18 protein-coding genes and 1 pseudogene are annotated in these 20,022 nt (G+C 62.6%); 11 read left to right on the top strand and 8 right to left on the bottom strand.

Features of this window, described 5'->3' with window-relative positions; translation table 11 throughout:
• Positions 1-136: 136 nt before the first annotated feature.
• From HAHE_RS14145 to HAHE_RS14130, 4 genes are read right to left on the bottom strand one after another with little or no spacing between them, the layout of a single operon-like run.
• On the bottom strand, positions 137-1,186 hold the full coding sequence (locus tag HAHE_RS14145; RefSeq protein WP_338685324.1) for a hypothetical protein: 1,050 nt from the start codon (positions 1,184-1,186) through the stop codon (positions 137-139).
• Positions 1,187-1,244: 58 nt separating this feature from the next.
• Positions 1,245-3,020: an Hsp70 family protein gene (locus HAHE_RS14140; protein ID WP_338685323.1), complete on the bottom strand. Its 1,776-nt coding sequence runs from the start codon at positions 3,018-3,020 to the stop codon at positions 1,245-1,247.
• Between the two features lie 55 nt (positions 3,021-3,075).
• Positions 3,076-3,609, bottom strand: a complete 534-nt coding sequence (locus HAHE_RS14135; RefSeq protein WP_338685321.1) for a hypothetical protein — start codon at positions 3,607-3,609, stop codon at positions 3,076-3,078.
• Positions 3,610-3,625: 16 nt separating this feature from the next.
• The gene (locus HAHE_RS14130; RefSeq protein WP_338685319.1) at positions 3,626-3,991 is read right to left on the bottom strand and encodes an iron-sulfur cluster assembly accessory protein; all 366 of its coding nucleotides are present in this window, start codon (positions 3,989-3,991) and stop codon (positions 3,626-3,628) included.
• 65 nt (positions 3,992-4,056) lie between these two features.
• On the opposite strand from HAHE_RS14130, the gene HAHE_RS14125 reads away from it, so the two are divergent.
• From HAHE_RS14125 to HAHE_RS21760, 5 genes and pseudogenes are all read left to right on the top strand, one after another.
• Positions 4,057-4,896 (top strand): patatin-like phospholipase family protein, encoded by an 840-nt coding sequence (locus HAHE_RS14125; RefSeq protein WP_338685317.1) that lies wholly within the window; start codon positions 4,057-4,059, stop codon positions 4,894-4,896.
• A gap of 12 nt (positions 4,897-4,908) precedes the next feature.
• Complete coding sequence (locus HAHE_RS14120; protein ID WP_338685315.1) at positions 4,909-5,139, top strand: acyl carrier protein; 231 nt, start codon at positions 4,909-4,911, stop codon at positions 5,137-5,139.
• Between the two features lie 21 nt (positions 5,140-5,160).
• Positions 5,161-6,498: a hypothetical protein gene (locus tag HAHE_RS14115; protein ID WP_338685313.1), complete on the top strand. Its 1,338-nt coding sequence runs from the start codon at positions 5,161-5,163 to the stop codon at positions 6,496-6,498.
• A complete protein-coding gene (locus HAHE_RS14110) occupies positions 6,495-7,883 on the top strand; it encodes a class I adenylate-forming enzyme family protein (RefSeq protein ID WP_338685311.1) in 1,389 nt (462 codons plus the stop codon). The genes HAHE_RS14115 and HAHE_RS14110 overlap by 4 nt, the downstream gene beginning before the upstream one ends.
• Positions 7,884-8,020: 137 nt before the next feature.
• Positions 8,021-8,830 (top strand): annotated as a pseudogene (locus HAHE_RS21760) (IS5 family transposase); the annotation flags it as partial.
• Between the two features lie 422 nt (positions 8,831-9,252).
• Here the strand turns inward: HAHE_RS21760 and HAHE_RS14095 are convergent.
• Together HAHE_RS14095 and HAHE_RS14090 are read right to left on the bottom strand one after the other, a co-directional pair.
• Positions 9,253-10,827: an aldehyde dehydrogenase (NADP(+)) gene (locus tag HAHE_RS14095; protein ID WP_338685309.1), complete on the bottom strand. Its 1,575-nt coding sequence runs from the start codon at positions 10,825-10,827 to the stop codon at positions 9,253-9,255.
• 14 nt (positions 10,828-10,841) lie between these two features.
• Positions 10,842-11,789, bottom strand: coding sequence for a proline racemase family protein (locus tag HAHE_RS14090; RefSeq protein ID WP_338685307.1), 948 nt, complete (start codon positions 11,787-11,789; stop codon positions 10,842-10,844).
• A 91-nt stretch (positions 11,790-11,880) separates the two neighbouring features.
• On the opposite strand from HAHE_RS14090, the gene HAHE_RS14085 reads away from it, so the two are divergent.
• On the top strand, positions 11,881-12,639 hold the full coding sequence (locus HAHE_RS14085; RefSeq protein WP_338685305.1) for an AraC family transcriptional regulator: 759 nt from the start codon (positions 11,881-11,883) through the stop codon (positions 12,637-12,639).
• A gap of 5 nt (positions 12,640-12,644) precedes the next feature.
• Here the strand turns inward: HAHE_RS14085 and HAHE_RS14080 are convergent, their stop codons facing one another.
• Positions 12,645-13,901 (bottom strand): NAD(P)/FAD-dependent oxidoreductase, encoded by a 1,257-nt coding sequence (locus HAHE_RS14080; RefSeq protein ID WP_338685303.1) that lies wholly within the window; start codon positions 13,899-13,901, stop codon positions 12,645-12,647.
• A gap of 109 nt (positions 13,902-14,010) precedes the next feature.
• Between HAHE_RS14080 and HAHE_RS14075 the strand changes: the two genes are divergently transcribed.
• From HAHE_RS14075 to HAHE_RS14065, 3 genes are all read left to right on the top strand, one after another.
• Entirely contained in the window at positions 14,011-14,595 is a 585-nt protein-coding gene (locus HAHE_RS14075) for an OmpH family outer membrane protein (RefSeq protein ID WP_338685301.1), read from the top strand.
• Positions 14,596-14,599: 4 nt separating this feature from the next.
• Entirely contained in the window at positions 14,600-15,109 is a 510-nt protein-coding gene (locus HAHE_RS14070; protein WP_338685300.1) for a hypothetical protein, read from the top strand.
• Positions 15,110-15,249: 140 nt separating this feature from the next.
• Positions 15,250-16,431, top strand: coding sequence for an AraC family transcriptional regulator (locus tag HAHE_RS14065; protein WP_338685299.1), 1,182 nt, complete (start codon positions 15,250-15,252; stop codon positions 16,429-16,431).
• 70 nt (positions 16,432-16,501) lie between these two features.
• Here HAHE_RS14065 and HAHE_RS14060 read toward each other — a convergent pair whose 3' ends face one another.
• Positions 16,502-17,359: an RNA polymerase sigma factor RpoD/SigA gene (locus HAHE_RS14060; RefSeq protein WP_338685298.1), complete on the bottom strand. Its 858-nt coding sequence runs from the start codon at positions 17,357-17,359 to the stop codon at positions 16,502-16,504.
• 436 nt (positions 17,360-17,795) lie between these two features.
• Here HAHE_RS14060 and HAHE_RS14055 point away from each other — a divergent pair, with 436 nt between their 5' ends.
• A complete protein-coding gene (locus tag HAHE_RS14055) occupies positions 17,796-19,538 on the top strand; it encodes an ATP-binding cassette domain-containing protein (RefSeq protein WP_338685297.1) in 1,743 nt (580 codons plus the stop codon).
• Between the two features lie 59 nt (positions 19,539-19,597).
• Positions 19,598-20,002, top strand: coding sequence for a hypothetical protein (locus HAHE_RS14050; protein WP_338685295.1), 405 nt, complete (start codon positions 19,598-19,600; stop codon positions 20,000-20,002).
• The last annotated feature ends 20 nt before the right edge of the window (positions 20,003-20,022 follow it).

The raw sequence follows: 20,022 nt of genomic DNA, 5'->3' as shown, positions 1-20,022 counted from the left end.
CTCGCGGCCTCCAGAAACGCGAGTTCGGACTCCTCGACGACAGGGCTTCGCCCGCAGTCCGGACATAGGTCACCTTCCTTCCCGCGGAAGAAGTCTCCGCATCGTCCGCAGTGGAACCATCCTCCCGTCTCCATCTTCAAGGGCTCTCCCAAATGATCCATCCCTTGGCCACCACATCGACGAGCTCGAATTGACCCGTCGTACCCGAACCCGAATTCCTGACGCGCAAGGTCATCTTGGCCGAGTTCTCACTCGTCAGGATCGTGCCGTCGGCATGGAGGGCCTCGTCAATCTGTCTCACGACTTCCGATGACTTCGGCGCGTAGGCCCACGCGACTTCCAGTCCCGATGCGGATTCGATTTCGAAACACCGGACCTCTTCTTCCGGAAACGTGCTGTTGTAGAAGCTGTCACCGGAAACCACGACACGGATCAGCGCCTCGGTACCGGGTTCGGAACTCCGCAGTTCCTCAAGGCCCAACTCGCTCGCACCGGTCGTTGCGGCCCAATCGAATTCGAGGCCATCACCGTTCACCACGAATACCGCCTCCACATTCCGTCGGAGCCCGTCCTTGCCGTCGAGCGAGATCCACTGGCGACCCTCCGCGCCGTCGTGAACTTTGAGCTTCATCCGGTAAATGTCATCATCACTCAGCTGGACCGCACCCGTATCCCGTCGGATGAATTCCAACATCCCTTCTCCTCCGCGAACCCACTTGGCTGCCTCTTCCGGCGTTGCCGCCGCGAGGAATGAACCGAGAATTTCACGGGCTTCCTTGTAGTAGCGTCCGGTGGATTTCGCAAACCGGTCACCTGCGCTGCCAGCCTCACCCGGTGCCATTTCGATGATGTCGAAAGCACTCCGGTCACCGGGCTTGTCACCGCGCTTCCACATCACGAAGGCCACGGTGCCGATCACGAGGATGCAGGCCGCACCCGCCATGGAGAGGGTCGCGATCCGGTGGTTCCGCCGGCTCTTGTGATGCTTTCGGGGTTCCGGTTCGTCGAATCCGGGCTCGGCCTCGTCGGTCGAACGCACGCCGGTGACTCCATCCTTCTTCAGCCGCACCACTTCCTCAACATCAGCGACGCGCTCCCAGCCCGCGGGAGCGCCTCCGCCGAAAACCCTCAGCTCGACGCCGACGTCTTCGGTTTCCGGATCGTGGTCGTGGTCGGAATCGCTCATGCGGTGCTCGGCCGGAGGCTGCGCCGGATCCGTCCGGATCACAAGCCCCTGACGCTGCTCATTCCTCCATACGGCGGGCCAGCGCCTCTTCCATCGCCCGCTCCACCAGCTTCGCCGCCACACCCTCGGTCGCCTTGTCGAGAACCTCGACGGCGGCCTTGAGACGATTCGCGTCCTGCTCCTCGATCGCGGCCCTCACCTCCGCCTCGGCGGCCCGGATCGAAGCGGCCTCGGTCTCATCGACAAGACCGGCTCCCTGATCCAGAACAGAAGCGACCGCAGGCAAAAGCTCCTCGGCCTTCAGCCGGGCTTCGGTGAACACCCTTTCGGCCATGTCGTCGAAGGCATGTTCGATCGACTCGCTGACCATCGCCTCGACTTTCTCGTCCTCGACGTCGACCGCCGCGTCGCGGATTTCGACCACCACATCCTTCCCCGTGGCGGTGTCGCGGGCGAGCACCTGCAGGATCCCATTCTCATCGATGGAAAACTGCACCCCGACCCGGGCTCGCCCTTTCTCCGCAGGTTCGAACTCCACCGCAAAATCACCAAGCTTCCAGTTGTCCCGCGCCATCTCCCGTTCGCCCTGAAGCACCCGAATACTCATCGAGCGCTGCCCGGCTACCGCATTGGTGAACATCTCCCCGGCCTTGGTCGGGATGGTCGAATTGCGGGGAATGAGCACGTTCATCAAGCCGCCGAAAGTCTCGATACCAAGGCTCAGCGGTGTGACATCGAGCAGCACCACCTTGCGCATCGCCCCGCTGAGCACCCCGGCCTGGATCGCCGCACCGAGAGCGATCGCCTCGTCGGGATGCTGGGACAGGTCAGGCTCCCGGCCGAAAAACTCGGCGACCGCCGCGCGCACCGCGGGAATCCGCGTGCTGCCTCCGACGAGCACCACCGCATCGAGATCCTCTTTCCGGAGATCGGCATCCGCCAAAGCCCTGCGACAGCAGGCGATCGAGCGCTCGATCAGCGGCTTGGCCAAGCGCTCCAGATCGCCACGGGTCACCTCGCACTCGACTCCTCCCGCCTCCCCGGCGAATGGCAGGCGGAAGCTTTCCACCTCGCGATCCGAGAGCTGCCGCTTCACCCGCTCCGCTTCGGTCAGGGCACGCTCCCGCATCATGGGATCGGAAAATTCGGCTCCGGATTTCCCGACCACCCAATCGAGCAGGGCCCGGTCGAGATCATCACCCCCTAGCCGGGTGTCGCCACAGGTTGAGAGCACTTCGAACACGCCGTCCCGCATCTCGAGCACCGAGAGGTCGAAGGTGCCACCACCCAGATCATACACTGCCGCCCGGGAGCTCTCTCCGAGCCGCTCCAGCCCGTAGGCGAGGGCTGCCGCGGTTGGTTCGTTGAGAATCCGCACCACCTCGAGCCCGGCCAGTTCGCCCGCCTTCTTGGTCGCCGACCGCTGCGCATCATTGAAGTAAGCCGGCACCGTGATCACCGCCTTGTGGACCTCGCGATCCAGTCGCCAGCTCGCCACCCGTTTCAGTTCCTTGAGAATCTCCGCACTGACTTCCTCGGGCGTCCGGCCCAGCACCCGCAGGCCGTCTCCCTCATCGAGTGGCAGCGGAAAATCATCCACTTCGCCGGATCTCCGGCCCATCAGGCGCTTCACGCTTGTCACCACCGGCGTCACTCCCCTGCGTCGCAGGGCTTTCTCCCCGACCTCCACCTCGCCGCTCGCTCCGAACCAAACGGCACTCGGTATCACCCGCCGACCGTCCTCATTCGCAAGCAGGATCGGGAATCCGGAGTCCACCACACCCACGGCCGAGTGGGTCGTTCCCAAGTCGATTCCTACGATGACTTCCTCCACGGCCCCGCTCTGCCGTGCCCCGACGGGAATGCCAAGCCTCAATCGGGCCGGCGGCCTACCACAAACGCGCGAATCGATCGCGCACCTCGCCCTGCCATTTGGCGAGAAAACCCAGATCCCGGGCAACCTCCCAGCCGTCCGTCCCACCCACCTCGATGGACCCGAAACGTTCGACCCGAACCTCGACCATCTCTCCCAGCCGGTCCTGCATCGCTTCAAGCTTCTCGCGACACTCCTGCACCCTGCCTTCGAGCATCGCCTTGGCCAGGGCGCTCGACACCTTTTCCCGCTCCCGCAGCAATTCGTCGGTCTGCTGGAGCAGCACTCCCATTTCCGAAAAGACCGCCATCAGATCGTCGGACACCGTGCCCCGCATGTCGCCGGGTACTTTTTCAAGCTCCAACCAGTGCTTCAGACGCGACACTGGGCGCTCCAGCAATCCCTTCGCCTGCTGCAGGCGCGCGAAATCCTCCGCCGTTCCCCCCGCATCCGGATGGCGCTCTTTTCCGGCCGCCGTCACCGCCGCCTTTAGACTCTCGCCATCCAGAGTCAGACTCCGCTCCAGCCCCAGCTCCGCAAAAGCATCCATCTTCCCCCTCCGGTCCTCAGGCCGCGAAACTCTCACCACAGGAACAAGTCACCACGGCGTTCGGGTTGCTGACCTTGAACCCGCCCTGCTGAAGATCGTCCGAGTAGTCGAGCTCGCTGCCGCTGACGAAAAGGGCACTCTTGGGATCGATCACCACCTGCACTCCGTTGCTCGGCACAAGGATGTCGCGATCCCGCGGGCCATCGACCAGATCCATCTTATACTGCAATCCGCTACAGCCACCGCCGATCACGGCGATCCGCAGCGCACCATCGGCGCGGCCCTGCTTCTCCAGCAGCCCGCGCAGGTGCGCCGACGCACCGTCGAGCACCTTGATCAGCTTCTCGCTGCCGGTCTTGTAGTTCACGGCGACCTCCGTCATCTCGGCGCAAACCTGCCCCCGGATCTTGAAACTGAAAACTTGAAACTTGAGACTCCGCCACGCCCTTGACGTCCGAACCCTCCAACCCGCCCGCTTCTCCCGGCCGCACCGCCGTGGTCCTCGGCTCGTCGTTTCTCGGAGTCTACGCCCACGCCGGCTTCCTCAACGGGCTGATGGCCGCGGGCCTCGAACCCGCGAGGATCGCCGGTTCCTCGGCGGGCGCCTTGGCAGGAGCCCTGTTCAGCGGCGGCCTGCGGGGTGAGGAGCTCAAACGGGAGGCGACCTCCGGCCGCCTGCGGTGGTCGTTCACCGATGTCGGCGGCCTGTGGAGGCTGCCGGGAGTGCTGACCTCCTTCTGGGCCACCGGGGTTTTCCATGGAAAACGCACGGTCGCCCACCTGCGGGATCTCCTCGGTGAAACGGATCTGTCGGAGCTGCCCTTGGACATCGCGGTCACCGACGTCGTCGGCTCGCGCGCCGAAATCCTCCGTCAAGGACCCGTCGCGGAATCCGTCATGGCTTCGTGCGCCGTGCCAGGACTCTTCACGGTCCAGCAAATCGGCGAGCGCCGGTATCTCGATGGCGGCATCGCCTGTGAGCTCCCCTTCGAACACCTGATCGAGGATCCGGAGATCGACACGATCTTGATCCACCGGATCCGCCACGAGTCGGGAAGCGGACCGAATGTCGGCTGGGAAACCGTCGCGAACTCGATCGGAACCGCCCACCACACCGCCTGCAACGAACTCCACCGCTTGCGCGTCGAGCGATGCGAAATGCACGGCAAACGACTCATCGAACTCGATACCACGACTCCCTTTCCCGGTCTGTTGAGCGGCAAACTCGCTCCCCTTTGCTACGATCGCGGGTTCGACTCTGGCCAATCGGCCACCCGCCATCTTTGATTTCCCCAGCCCATGGAAGACGAACTGATCCAGATCCTGCGCGATGACCTCCTCGATCACGACGGCGAGATCACTCCGGAGACCGACCTCTTCGAGATCGGCCTCGATTCCATGGGCATCATGCAGCTCCTGCTTTCGATCGAAGACCGCTTCGGAACCGCCATCGACCCGGTCGACCTCTCCCGCGACAACTTCCAAACCGCGACCCGCATCGCCGCCCTGGTCCGGTCGAAACAGGCCTGAAGCCCCACCCGTTATTCCACTTTGATTCCCGCCACCACCAGCGACGGCTTTCTTCTCGCTCTTGAGTCGAAGAAGCGGCGCAGCGGGCAGTGGCACCATCTCTCCGCCACCATTCTGGAACTCGAGGGCCGGATGGATCCGGCAAGCCTTCGCGCGGCAGCCGACGCGCTGGCCAAACGCCACCCCCTGCTCAATGCCCGGATCACCCGCGGCAAGGACTTCATCGCCCGTTGGATCCCCGGCGACCCCCTTCCCTGTCCCTTGGAAACGAGTGACCGGGACGAAAGTAGCGATCCGGCCCGGGACGCCCGGACTTTCATCGAGGCGTCGAAAATCGACATCCTCAAAGACGGCCCGAACCTCGAGCTCGTCGCGCTTCAGTATGGCCCCGACAGTTGGAGGCTGATCCTTGTCTGGCCTCATGCACTGTTCGACGCCATCGGCATTAACAAGCTGATCTCCGAGCTGGACAACCTGTCGACCGACCGCCGAGAGGACTGGGGCGAAACTTCGAAGACCGAAGGCTCACCGGGCGGGCTCTGGAGCGAGGCCAAGCCGATGGTCGAGGAGATGCGCACTTTTCCGGCGTGGCCTATCCGTTCGCTACACGACAAGACCCGCTCGCCAAGCGACCCCCGTTTCGAAGTCTTCAATTTCGACAGGGAAACCTCGGCACGGATCCGGACGAAGATGGCCGGAACCGCGGGTGAACTACTAATGCTCCCGTATTTCGCATCCTGCGCGGCGAGGGCGGTGCACGCGGTGATCTGCCGGAGGCATCCGGACGAGGAGGCACCTATCCTTCTGTCCCTTCCCGTCCAACGCATCGCCAACCCCGCGAAGCGCCCGCTTTTCCAGAACCACATGGTCGCCTACTCGCTCCTGATGGAGCCGGCCGAACTCCGGAACCTCGGCACCGCATCGAAAGCCCTCTACCGGAAATATGCCGACTTCATGCGCCGCAAGCTTCCCGCTGCGATGGAGGCGCTCATGAAACTGATGGAGCGATGCCCATCCTTCCTCTATCTCAAGCCGGCGTCCTTCTACCTCAAGGGCGAGATCTGCTCGCTCTTCCATTCCCATACGGGCGAATTCGCTCCCGGCGTTTCCGAACTGTTCGGAAGCCGCCTGCTGAACGGCTACCATGTCCCCACCGTCTCCTCGCCGCCGGGCATCGGGATCTTCTTCTCGGAGTTCGATGGGCAACTGAGCTGCACCATTTCGACACTCAACGGCACCCTGACGCCCGATGAGCGTGACCTCCTGGTGGGCACCTTGCTTGAAGACCTCGGGATCGAGGCCGCCACGCCAGAAGCAACGGCTCCACCGCAGGCCTGCGAACCGGTCCACGGATCATGAATCTGATCGAGGAGATCGCCCGACTTCACCCCGCCGACGCCCCAGCCGTCGTCGCCGGCGACCGGGCGGTCACCTACGGTGAGCTCTTCGAGACGGCCCGGCCCGTGGCCGACGCGGTCCGTGAGGCAGCGGCCCCGCTCGGGCGCAAACCCCGCGTCGGACTGCATTGCCCGAATGGCCTCGACTACATCCAGCTCGCGATGGGAATCCTGCTCGGGGACGGCTGCCTCGTGCCGCTCGCCGAGGAACTCACCGCCGATGAACGCGATGAGATTACCCGCACCACAGCACTTGATTTGGTTCTGACCCATTCGGAAACGGACGGCTATGAGATCACCACCTGTGATCATCCGCCCTCGTTTCCCGAGCTAGCATTCCAGTCGCTGAACCCGGCCTTCATCCGCTTCTCGTCCGGCACGACTGGAACGAGCAAGGGCGTGGTGCTGTCCCATGAAAGCCTGCTCGCCCGTATCACCGCCGCCAACGAAGGAATGCGGATCGGCCCCGGGGACCGCGTCCTGTGGATGCTCCCGATGGCCCACCACTTTGCCGTCTCCATCGTGCTTTATCTCCACGCCGGGGCGCTGACCTTGCTGGAGCATTCCCCCACCCGTGAGGACATTCTCGCCTGTGCCGAAAAGCACTCCGCCACGGTGATTTACGGCTCGCCCTTCCACTTCGCCCAACTCGCGGCCGATCCGGGGGACTTCGGTTGGCCGAGCCTCCGCCTCGCGGTCGCGACGGCCGCCAAGCTCCCTGAGACCACCGGCCGTTCGTTCGAGCAGCGATTCGGAAAGCCGCTGGTCCAGGGATTGGGGATCATCGAAGTCGGGTTGTCCGTTCTGAACCTCGATGCCGCATCCGCCAAACCCGGAGCTCTCGGCAGGCCGCTTCCCGCCTACGAGATTGAGCTTCGGGACGAAGACGGCACCCCGGTCGCCGACGGTCACCCGGGAGAATTTCACGTGCGTGGCCCCGGTCTTCTCGATGCCTATCTGGTGCCGTGGGATCCCGAGCCTCTTGAAGACGGGTTCTTTGCAAGCGGCGACCTGGTCGTCCGCGACAGCGATGGCGACCTGACGCTCGTCGGCCGGACCAAGTCCGTCATCAACGTCGCCGGCATGAAGGTCTTCCCCGAAGAGATTGAGGCCGTGCTCAACGTTCACCCGGACGTCCGGCAAAGCCGGGTGCTCGGTCTTGAGCACCCCCACATGGGGCAGATCCCCGTTGCGGAGATCATTCCGACCGATCCCGCCGATCCACCGAAGGCAGTGGCCCTGCAAAAGCACTGCAAGGCCCACCTTTCGGCCTACAAAACCCCGATGCGGATCACCGTGGTCGAATCACTCCCTCTCACCGCCTCCGGCAAGATCCGGAGACACTGAGTCTTATCCGGCCGCCCTATCGGACCGCGAGCTTCAGCTCGCCCCGGAGTATCGGAAGCCCGGCCAATGGGGCGAGCTAAAGCTCGCGGTCCACTAGGATCTGTTCACGAATTAAATCTGTACTTTTCCTGAAGCGTTTGTTTCAAGCTTCGGATGCCAGCTGGACATCCTCGAAGCATGATCACCGACGAGATTTGGGAGCAGATTGAAAGTGCTCTGACCAAGGCGAAGCATTCGCGTGCGGGAGCTCCACCGGCCATGAGTGATCGCGAATTCATGGAGGCGGTTCTTTATCTGAACCGGACAGGTTGCCCGTGGCGCGATCTACCTCCTGAACTGGGCTATTGGCATGCCGTCTACATGCGTTTCCGGCGGTGGCAGGAGCGTGGTGTGTGGAAGCGCCTTTGGCAGGAAATGCAAGGCGGGCACTTTGCCGGAGCTCGTGAACTGATGATGGACTCCACCACAGTCCGAGCTCATCAGCATGCGGCCGGAGCGCCAAAAAAAACTCTTCCGATCAGGCTCTCGGACGCTCTCGAGGGGGATTGAGCACCAAGATTCACGCAGCAACCATTGATGAGAACTGTAGCGTGGCGCTGCATCTTACCCCTGGCCAGGCCCATGATGGCAGGCAGTTCGAGACACTCTTCGAAAGCCTCCAGCCGGAGAACGTTCTGGAAGCAGCCATGCTCGACAAGGGTTACGACGCCAATCGCATCCGCGAGCGCCTGAACTTCGAGGGCATTGAAGCGGTGATCCCGCCGATCAACTCAAGGGCAGGCGTCATCCGGTATGACCGGAATCGCTACCGCCGCCGAAACCGGGTCGAACGGTTCTTCAACAAGATCAAACACTTCCGACGCATTGCCACGCGCTACGACAAGCTTTCTCAGACCTTTTTCTCTGCGGTCTATCTGGTAGCGGCATTCATCATCGCACGCAATTCGTGAACAGATCCTAAAGTCTTCACGCCTAATGCCGAGTTCCCAGCTCCTGGACGTCACGCAGCAGCAAGTCGGGAGTGTCCCGATAAGACCTAACCAGCACCCAATATCGAGAAGGATGCTTCAAGAGCTTCGAAAGCATGTAGCGCCACTCGTAAGCCTCCGGGTCCTCTACCGCACACTCGAAGACCGCAATGCACAATCCCTCCCTCCGCCGAGGTGATTTTACGCGATCCAGATTCCTATGGAGCCAGTCCCAAGCCTGCCTCTTCTCTGACTCAGAATAAAGATAGGAAGACAGAGCATTCAATTCCTCCACGAAGAAGCCATCGCTCACCTTCGCTGAGAGGAACGTTTGCTCCAACTCCTCGAGCAGTCGGTCGAGCTCCGCCATTAAAGGTCAACCCTTCCTCGGCAAGCCTAGCTCACACCCGCTTCCCGTCCTCCATCCGGGAAATGCCGAGCGGATTACCGTCGCGGAGCTCTTCCGGAAGGAGGCCCTGCGGGAAGCCCTGCCAGGAGACCGGGCGGCAGAAACGGTTGATCGCCATCGTCCCGACCGAAGTACTACGACCATCGGACGTCGCCGGGAAGGGACCGCCGTGAACCATCGAGTGGCAGACTTCCACACCGGTCGGGAAACCGTTGATGATCAAACGTCCCGCACGACGCTCCAGAGCGGAGATCAGCGACGCGCTGGAGGCCAACTCGTCGTCGGTGCCGTGCACGGTCGCCGTGAGCTGCCCTTCGAGTTCCGGGATCGTCGCCTCGATTTCCTCGAGACTGCCGCGGACGATCAGGGTGCCCGGGCCGAACATCTCTCCGTGAAGCTCCGCATCCTCGAGGAAGCGACGGACATTGACGGTGAAAACGACCGGCACCGCACGCTCCTCCACCTGTTTGGTGAACGCGTGGGCAACCGTCGTCACGCCCGGGGTGTCGGCGAAGTCCGCGGTCGCTTCCTTGAATGCCTGGCAGATGCCGTGATTGAGCATCACCGCCGACGGCGCGGTCTCGACCAGCTCGCGCAGCTTGGCGAGGAACGCGTCGCCGCATCCGTCGGGGAGGAAGATCAGGCCGGGGTTGGTGCAGAACTGCCCGGCACCCAGTGTGAGCGATCCGAAGAGCCCTTCCGCCAAAGCCTCACCGCGCTCCTCGACCGCGCCCGGCAGGAGCACTACCGGATTGACGCTGCTCATCTCCGCGTAGACCGGAATCGGTTGGGGCCGGTTGGCGGCGGCCTCCATCAGGGCGAGCCCACCGGAACGCGAACCGGTGAATCCGACGGCCTGCACGACCGGATCCTTCACCAGTGCCATGCCGACCTCGCGGCCACTGCCATACAGCAGGGAAAAAACACCTTCGGGCATGCCGGTCGCCTGAGCGGCGCGCAGCACGCAGTTGCCGACGATTTCCGCCACGCCGGGGTGGGACGAGTGCGCCTTGACCAGCACCGGGCAACCGGCGGCGAGGGCCGCGGCGGTGTCGCCACCGGCCACCGAGAACGCGAGCGGGAAGTTACTGGCGCAAAACACCGCCACCGGGCCGAGCGGACGCAGCATCGAGCGCAAATCCGGCTTGGGCAGCGGCTGGCGATCCGGTTGGGCGAATTCGATGCGGGCATCGACCCACGAGCCTTCCTCGATCAGCGACGCGAACAGGCGGAGCTGGCCGGTCGTGCGGGCGGTCTCACCCCGCATCCGGGGCTCCGGAAGGCCGGTCTCCAGCGGTCCACGCTCGGCGATATCATCCACGACCGCGTCGATCTCGTCGGCGATCTTCCGCAGGAACTCAGCCCGCTTGGCGGCCGGCAATGTCGAGTATTCGGGAAATGCCTGACCGGCGAGGGCGATCGCTTGGTCGACCTCGTCAAGCGTCGGCGCGACATACACGGGATCGAGTTTCTGACCGCTGGCAGGATTGACCGCCTGACCCGACGATTCGGTGCCGGTGCTGCGGGTGAAGCCGATGATGGAAGTTCCGAGAAGTTGGGTGCTCATGGTCTAGCTCGTGGTCAGGATGCTTGGATGGTGGGAATGCCGTATTGGAACGGATCGTCGGGCTGGAAGTGGTAAATGGACTGACCGGTGACCCATGCCCGTCCGCTCACTCGAGGCAGGATGCGCCCGCCGTCAAGGGCCTCGTAACTGCCTTCGAAGACCGTGTCGAGGATACTCGCCTGACGCCAGATCTCGCCCGGCGCCAGCTTATTTGCGGCGGCCAGGCAGGCGAGCTTGGCACTCGTTCCGGTGCCACATGGCGAGCGGTCGTAGGCATCGCCCGGACAGAGGACGAAATTCCGTCCATCGGCTTCTGCCGGATTTCCCGGAGGCCCGAAGACCTCGACATGGTCGATCTCACCGCCGTCCTCACCGGTGATTCCACCCGCGGCCAGAGCGCGGCGGACCGCCCGCGAGAAGTCGGTCAGTCGGTGGAGATTCGCCACTTCGACATCCGGACCGAAACCCTCGATCAGGAAAAACCAATTCCCACCCCAGGCGATGTCGCCCTTCACCTCGCCCCAGCCGGGGACCTCGACAGGCACCCCGGCACGATAGCGATAGCTTGGCACGTTCGCGACGGTGACCTTGCCGGTCTCGTCGAGATCCGCGTGCACCACCCCGACCGGAGTGTCGATACCGTGCCTTCCCGGGCCGATCCGTCCCATGTGCGCCAGCGTTGCGATCAGGCCGATCGTTCCGTGAATGCACATGTGCAAGGTGGTCACGTTGTTGAAGTAGAAGATCCCGCACTCGCAGCCGGGCTCGTGGGCCTCGCACAGCATCCCGCCCACCATCGCGTCGTGCCCGCGGGGTTCGTTGCACACGGCGCTGCGGATGTGATCATGCTCCTCGCGGAAACGGCGGGCCCGATCCGCGATCGGTCCGCTGCCCAGATCGGGGCCACCCTCAACGATGATGCGGGTCGGTTCGCCGCCGGTATGGGAATCGATGACTTTCATTGAAGCGAAGTCCTTCTGTCATATCACCCGGGTATTGTGAAAAGCGCTAGCGGCGGCCCCGGAATGTGTCTAGAGAACGGGTTCAGCCGCCATGCATCTGCAGAAAGCCGCCGCCATCTTCCGCAAACGGTTCGGCGAGTCCATCGATGGACTGCTGCCGATCGCCGACCTTTTCGACAACATCTCGGATATCCTCATTTTCGTGAAGGATCGCAACTTCCGCTATGTCGCGGTGAACGAGACCTTCGCCTCGCGCTGCGGCCTCCCCGACAAGTTCGCGGCAATCGGGCACACCGCTCGCGAACTCTATCCCGAGCCGCTGGCGGAAGCCTTTCTCGAGCAGGACAAGGAGATCCTCGCGACCGGTGTCGGCTTCCATGACCGCCTCGAGATGCACCTCTATCCCGGCGGCCGCAGTGGCTGGTGCCTGACTTACAAGGAACCAATCCGCGGCAAGGACGGCACGATCATCGGCATCTGCGGCTGCTCGCGCGATCTCGCCGCCCCCGCCGACAAGGCCAAGAACTACGATGCGCTGTCGAAGACGGTCGACTTCATCCACCGCCACTACGACGAGCCGCTACGGCTGCCGCAGCTCGCGGAAATGGCCGGACTTTCAGTCTATCAGTTCGACCAGCGGATCCGCTCACTCTTCCACCTGACCGCCGGCCAGTATCTCGTGAAGGTGCGCATCGATGCCGCCTGCGAGCAACTCGCGTCGACCAAGGAGCCGGTCGCGCAGATCGCCCTCGCCTGCGGCTACTCCGACCAATCGGCATTCTCGCGCCAGTTCAAGCAGGCCGTGGGCGTCAGTCCGCTGGCCTACCGCAAGCGCATGGAAGGCTCCTGAACGGATCAGCCGAAACGCCCGAGAGCCAGCCCATCGATCGGCCGGAAAGGCTCGCGACCGGTCAGCAGATCCGCCACCAGGCGCCCACTCACCGGTCCGAGGCTCAGCCCCATCATCGCGTGTCCGGTCGCGGCCACGGTGTTGTCGAAGCCGTCGACCTTGCCGAGATACGGGACGCCATCCGGCGAAACCGGTCGCAGCCCGGCCCACGGACGGACACCCTCGAAGTCGGCCTCGGAAAACTTGGGAAAGTAGCGTCGCACCGACTTCACGATGCCTCGCACGCGGGCCTCATCGACCGACAGATCCAAGCCGCCGACTTCCATCGTTCCGGCAAATCGGAGTGATCCGCCCATCGGCGTGATGGCGACCTTCGCTTCGGTGAAGATCGAGCAAAGCCTCGGAAGCTGGGGCGGGTCGGGAAGGGTCAGCGAATACCCCTTGCCCGCCTGCAGAGGAAGCTTGGTCCCGAGCTGGCGAAGGAGTTGGCCGGTCCACGAACCGCCGGTGATCACGAAGTTGCCACCTTCGAAGCGTCGGCCTTGCGACACAGCCGCCACAACCCGGTCGCCATTCGTTTCCAGACGCTCCACCTCGACTCCAATCTCGATGGTTCCTCCAAGTTCGATCACGCGCTTCCGCAGCAGCGCCATCAGACGCTCTGGCTCGAGGTGGCAGTCCTGGGCGAAGTGCACCGCTCCGGCGATCGACATGTCGATGTCCGGATCGAGCCGGGCGGCTTCCGCAGGATCGACGACCCTGGCTTCGACCCCGAGTTCGACCGCCTGCCGCGCCACTTCCGCCTCACCCTCGAGCCCCTTCTCCGTTTCGCAGAGCATCAGCAAACCCTTGCTCACCAGCCCGAAGTCACCGTCCTCGGCAAGTTCGTGAAACAAACGGCGGCTTTCCAGATTGAGATCGCGGAGAACCTCACTGCTCGCCGCGACGTGACGCTCGGTCGAGTGCCGGTAGAACAGCCAACCCCATCGTGCGAGTTCGGGACTGAGCCGCGGGCGGACGTAGAATGGACTCTCGCGGTCGAACATCCAGCGCAGGCCCTTGGCAATCATGCCGGGGGCGGCGAGCGGGATGAAATGGCTGGGCACCACCATCCCCGCATTGCCGAGCGAGCAGTTGTCGCCGCCGGCGGGCTCCCGCTCGAGCACGGTCACCGGCAGGCCCGACTTCAGCGCGTAATAGGCGCTGCAAAGGCCGATAATTCCGCCTCCGACCACGATCACCGACTCGTTGCTTTTCGACATCCGGGGCGAGCCTAGCACCCCGGTCTTGCCCGTCTGCCCAGCAATTCCTCGCCAAAGGGAGGCATGGGCGCTCTCGACAGCCAGCGGACTCGGGTACACAATCTAGCAAATGTTTCGACGGACCATCCTCATCGCTTGGCTGGCTCTGGTCGGAATCACTTGGGGGGAAACGAAAGTCGCCATGGTGCAAATTGGCGAAGTCTACCGCTCGCTTGATTCCACCAAGGTCCTGAATGCGGAGATCGATTCGCAGCGCAAGGCCATCTACGCCGATGCCCGCCTCACCGCGTATCGCAACGCGCTGAAGGAATTGGAAGCCCTCCAGCAACAAATGGCCAAGCATGCGGATTCTCCCGACGCCAGCCTGCGCCAGGACATCGAGCAGAACTTCGCCCTCAAGCGACAGGAGGCACTCACCCTGCAACGGGAGTACGAAGCATTCCGGGAAAAGCGGACCAAGGAGATCAACACCCAGCTGGTCGCACGGATGAAGGAGATCCTTTCGGAGATCCAGAAGGCGGCCGCCGAGGTCGGACAAAGCAAGGGCTACGACTGGGTTCTCGATTCGACCGGCAAAACCAACACGGGCTCTCCCTTCGTACTTTACTCGAAGAATCCTCAGGACATCACTGAGGACGTCATCGAACGTCTCGCGAAGCCGATGGCCACTGTCGAAGGCGACGACGACAACTGACCCTATGGAAACTCTCATCGACATCATCAAGATGCCCTTTGTCTGGGGTCTGGCGATCGGCCTGACCCTGATGGTTCTCACGTGGAAGGCAGGACTCTCGAACAAGATGAGGCTGTCCCGCGATGTCCGCCGGCTTGAGAACGAACTCCGCGAGTTGCAGTCTCACCTCAACACCCAGCTCAAGATCAACGCCCAAGGCAACCAGAGCCTTCAGGACGAACTGGACCGGCTTCGCGAGCACAACGAGAACCTGCGGGTCTCTTTGGCCACCGCCCAGTCCAAGCCGGGACGCGCGGAAATCCGCCAGTACCAGGTGATGGAGGCAGCCGTCCGGCAAATGCGCGAGCAGGCGCCGGGCTTCGCTCCCGCGTGGGAAAAGGCCGTGAGACAGGCCGAAACCGAGATCGAGGCCGGCGAAAACGGCCTGCGGAAACTCGTCCGCAAGGTCATCCCCGGCATCGGCATGGGTTCCGCCACCGGCAACGGTTCGGCCGAGAAAACAGAGGAAGACTGATACGGGCGGCCGGGGAGATTCCGCCTTTCCGCCATCCTCTTGGGGTTTCGGCGGCGAAAAAATGAGCTTCATGTCGAAGCGGAGGATTGCCACCATTCAGGCGCACTTGCTTGGATGCGCCCTTCCCCCTTTCGACCGCCATGTCCTCCTACTCCGGATCCGACGATCAACTTTTGGAAATTCTCAACCTCGCCGGCCCGGAATGGGCTGACTCCCGCAGTTGGGAAATCGAAAAACCGACGGAGTCGTCGGGAGACGCCGCGATCCACGTTGATGCTCCCGCATTCTGCTATCGCTGGGAAATCCGGGGCCCGAGAGTTGGAGTTTCTTTCATCAGTGACGGCCCCCGCCAGCTCTCCCCCGGAATCGCCCGGATGCTCGTCATCGAGGCCGGCAAGGGCACCATCCGGGTTCATATCCCGGGCCGCGAGCCTCAGGTCATCGGCGCCATCGAGCCCGCGACCTACCAGCAGATCGTCGAGCTGATCAGCGAGGCACAGGCATCGCACCCCGCCCGCGACGCGGAGTGGCACCACGAACTGAAGGTGGTCGGCTGCGCGATCCGGATGATCACGCTGACCTACGACGCCGCCCAAGCGGCAGCCGCTCCGGACCGCGGCGGCAAGCGGTCGCCGAAGAAGGACCAATTGGTCACGCAACTCCACGAGTGGCTGCGGCCGAATCTGCAGAACTCGGTCAAACTCGGCGACGCCGCGAAACGATTCGACAAAAGCCCTCGCCAGCTAATCCGGATCCTCAAGGAGACCACCGGCGCTGGTTTTGCCGAGCATCTGACGATGCACCGCCTGACCCTCGCCCGCTCCCTCCTGATGCGTACCGGACAGTCCGTGATGGAGGTCGCGCGGGCCTCGGGCTTCAACAGCCGCGAACAATTCATCAGGTCCTTCAGCAAGGCCTTCGACTGGACGCCGCTCCAGTTCCGTAAGGCATGGAACCGCGCATCCCTGTCGGACAGTGACCTCGTGGCACTCTGTCAGGTCTCAGGCCGCTCGCCGGTCAAATGGCTGCCACCGGGAGAGATCGGCACCACCCCCAATGAAAAGGACCACGGCGAACCCCACACCGTGGTGGTCGCCAACGCACTCCACGAAATCGTCGAACTCTTCTGGGTCAGCCCCCAAGGCAAGTTGGCACGCATCGACGTGCTCGAGCATGGCGGCATGGCCTTCGTGAACCGCGACAACGGGGGCTCGGCCTGGCTGGTGCGGGTGCCGTCCTCAGGCTTGGAGCGCTCGTTTACCACCCCGGATGACCACGCTCTGGCCGTGGTTTCCCGGGCGGTCGTCGAGGGTAAGGAATAAGAAACGGGCTGCGGCACACCCCCGCAGCCCGTCGACATGAAACTGATGACAGCCGAAGGTCTCGGCGAAATCAGGTGGCCGCCAAGCCTTCGACCGGCTTCGGCAGTGGCTTTTCCTTCCGGCGCAGGGCCTTCCGCATCTTCGTCAGCGCGACGTTCTGCAACTGCCGAATCCGCTCGCGGGTGACGCCGAACTCCCGTCCAACCTCTTCGAGTGTCATCGGCTTGCGCCCTCCGAGCCCGAAGCGCTCGTCAATGATGCGGCGCTCCCGCTTGTCGAGCACTGCAAGAAGATCGTCGAGTTCCCCGTGGAGATTCTTGTCGGCAAGCGCCTCCAGCGGGTCCTCTGCCCGATCGTCGCCGATGATCTCCCCATACTGGGTCGCCTCACCGTCATTGATCGGAGCGTCCAAGGACGTCGGCCGCTGGGCGGCTTGCTTGAGCATCGCCAGCTTCCGGCGAGGCAGGCCGATTTCCTCGGAGAGTTCCTCGTCAGTCGGCTCGCGGCCCAAGACTTCGGCGAGCATGGTCGAGATCCGACGCATTTTCGCGATCTTGTCGACCATGTGAACGGGGAGACGGATCGTCTTGCTCTGGTTGGCAAGAGCCCGCTTGATCGACTGCTTGATCCACCAAGCAGCGTAAGTTGACAGTTTTCCTCCTTTTTTAGGATCGAAGCGTTCGACGGCCTTCATCAGGCCGATGTTTCCTTCAGAAATGAGATCGGACAGCGGCAATCCGTAGCCGGAGTAGTCCTGAGCGATCTTCACGACCAAGCGCAGGTTCGCATTGATCATTTGAGTGCGGGCCTCCTTGTCGCCCTTCTTGATTTTCCGCGCCAGTTTGACCTCTTCCTCAGGGGTCAGGAGCGGCGTCTGCGAAATCTCGCGCAAGTAGACTTTGAGGTTGGAGTCATAGTCGAGTGCCATAATTACGGGTGCCCCGAAGGGGCGGTTATTGGGTTAAAAGAGTTTCCTCCTTATTGGTTAAACGTCTGGAGCAGGAATTTTGTTCCCATTTTCTGCGATCAATTTTGTGATCACATTGTATTCGAAAGATTCCTTTTGGTGTCACATACAGGCTAGCAATGCCTGTGCCCAACTGGGCGATTCCCGAAGGGTTCACTGATTCTCAGTGACTTCTGTTGAAATGGTGGATTTCAAGGCCATTGCCATCCGGGTCAGACTGCCTCAGCGGGACATTCTGACCGCCCCAAGTTGGCGCAGATCGCACCTTGCCTCGCAGGATGCAACGTTCGAGGCCTTCGGAATGACCCGAATTCAGGGCAACTTGGGGAGTTTCCGGAGGTTTCTTGCTCGCCGTCCGAAAGATCCGTCCCTTTTCTAGCGAAAGCCCAGCCTTACCGTGCTCGAACTCCAAGACGTCTGCTTCACCATTCAAAAGGACGGCGAGAGCGTGAATCTCGTCGATCGCGCCACTCTCAAGATCCCGCGCGGACACTTCATGGCCATCGTCGGGCCGTCAGGATGCGGCAAAACCACCCTTCTGAAGACGATCGCGGGCCTCAATCCGGAGTCCGAGGGCGCCCTATTCTGGGAGGGCCGGAACTTGTCGGAAGACGGGGATCTCGAGGCCTCGGAGATCGGCTACGTTCCACAGTTCTCCATCGCCTACGATCCGCTGACGGTCGATGAGTCCATCGAAGCTTCCACCCGGCTGCGCGTCCGTACGGATGATTCCGAGGATCTGGATCGCCGCATCGACAGGGTCCTCGAAGAAACGGGCCTCACAGCGATCGCCGACCGCCCCGTGAAGGTCCTCTCCGGGGGCCAAAAACGTCGACTTGGGCTCGCGATGGAGCTGGTCTCCGATCCCAAGCTGCTCCTCTGCGACGAGGTGACCAGCGGCCTCGATCCGCGCTCGGAACGCGAAATTGTCCGACTGCTTCACGATCTCTCCCGACGTGATGGCCGCATCGTGCTCTCGGTCACCCACTCGCTCGCCCACCTCGAGCTTTACGACTCGATTCTGGTACTCCACGAAGGCCGGGTCGCTTTTCATGGGCCGCCCGAACAGGTCACCCACTACTTCTCGGTGGGAGATACCGAGGAGGTGTATCCCAAGCTCGCCACCCAACCGAGCGACCGCTGGCAGAGCTCCTGGCTCAAGCATCAGGAAGCCTACTACGGAAAATTGGAACGCAGCCGAGAAAGAGCGATCGCCGCGGGCACCCTGCACGTTCCGGAAGTTGCTGCCGAGGATTCGGATGAGGAACGGGAAGCACACTCGGTCGAGACTCCCGGCTTCTTCGCGCAGCTCTCGACCCTGCTTTCCCGGCGCTGGAGGATTTTCTTCCGGGATCGGGGACAGGTTTTACTGCAGCTGGCCATCTTGCTCTGCTTCCCGGTGCTGGTCACGTTGTTCGCCGACAAGGCCAACGAACCGATCATGAGTCTCTCCGACTCGAAACAGGAGAGTCAGCTGGTCGAATTCCGCGAGGCCATCGCGGTCCAGGAAAGCCAGGGCAAGGTCGGATCCGCAGTGAGTGGAGTCATCATGTTCCAGGTGATCCTCCTCTCCCTCATGGGCTCCAATAACTCCGCCCGGGAAATCGCCGGTGAACGTCCGATTTTCGAGAAGGAGAAATTCGGCGGCTTGCGGCCGATGGCTTACCTTTCCAGCAAGGTGATCTTTCTCGCCTGCCTCGTCATCGCCCAGTCGGTGTGGATGGGAGTCTTCGTGAACTTCTTCAGCAACTTCCGGGGTGAGTTCCCCGAGCACCTGATGTTTCTGCTTCTCGTCAACGGCGCGATGACCGCGATCTGCCTCGGGATCTCGGCCGTCATGCGCACTGCGGAGCAGGCTTCCCTGCTGTCCATCTACCTCGTCGGCTTCCAATTGCCCCTCTCCGGCGCGGTTCTCGCCCTGCCGGAGCACATCGAACGCTTCACCCGTCCCTTCATTTCCGCCTACTGGGCATGGTCCGGTAGCGTCGATGCCCTTGAATCAAAGGTTCTGAATGCCGTCAAATCGGTGATCGACACGTCTTTGACCGCCCATACCGCCTGCCTTTACGTCCTGCTCCTCCACATCGGAGTCGGTCTCTTGGCGGCATGGATCGGCTCGCGCCGTCACCAATGGGACTGACACCTGCGGTCTTGATTCCCGACAAACCTCTGAGACAGTAACGCTTAGCTCTTAATCCCATGCCCCGCCGCGCCAGTTCAGGAATCAACCCCAGCGTCATCATCGGCGTTATCGTGCTCGTTGCGGCCGCCTTTTTCGGCGGCAAGATGCTGTTCAGTCAGAAAACCGGAAAGGAACTCGACGGAACCCAGCTGAACATGAGATCCGCGATCGAGAACGCCAACTCGCTGCGCGGTAACGAATACGTGGTGGAGGGCAAGATCGACGACCAACTCGATTGGGACGCCGACCTTGGCCAGGTCATTTCCCTGAAGGTCGCGGACGGTGACCGTGCCGACTTCCTCCCTATCGAAATTCCTCCCGCACTTTCCAACATCAACATCGAACGGGAGCAGAACTACGCGTTCCGCATCCGCTTCCGCCAAGGTGGCATCGCCGTCGCCGAGGAAATAACGCGCCGCTGAGGCCCACATCCCGTCACCAT

It is taken from the genome of Haloferula helveola, assembly GCF_037076345.1.
Classification (GTDB): domain Bacteria; phylum Verrucomicrobiota; class Verrucomicrobiia; order Verrucomicrobiales; family Akkermansiaceae; genus Haloferula; species Haloferula helveola.
The sequence above is the reverse complement of the archived record's forward strand: the minus strand, read 5'-3'. Positions and strand labels throughout refer to the sequence as shown.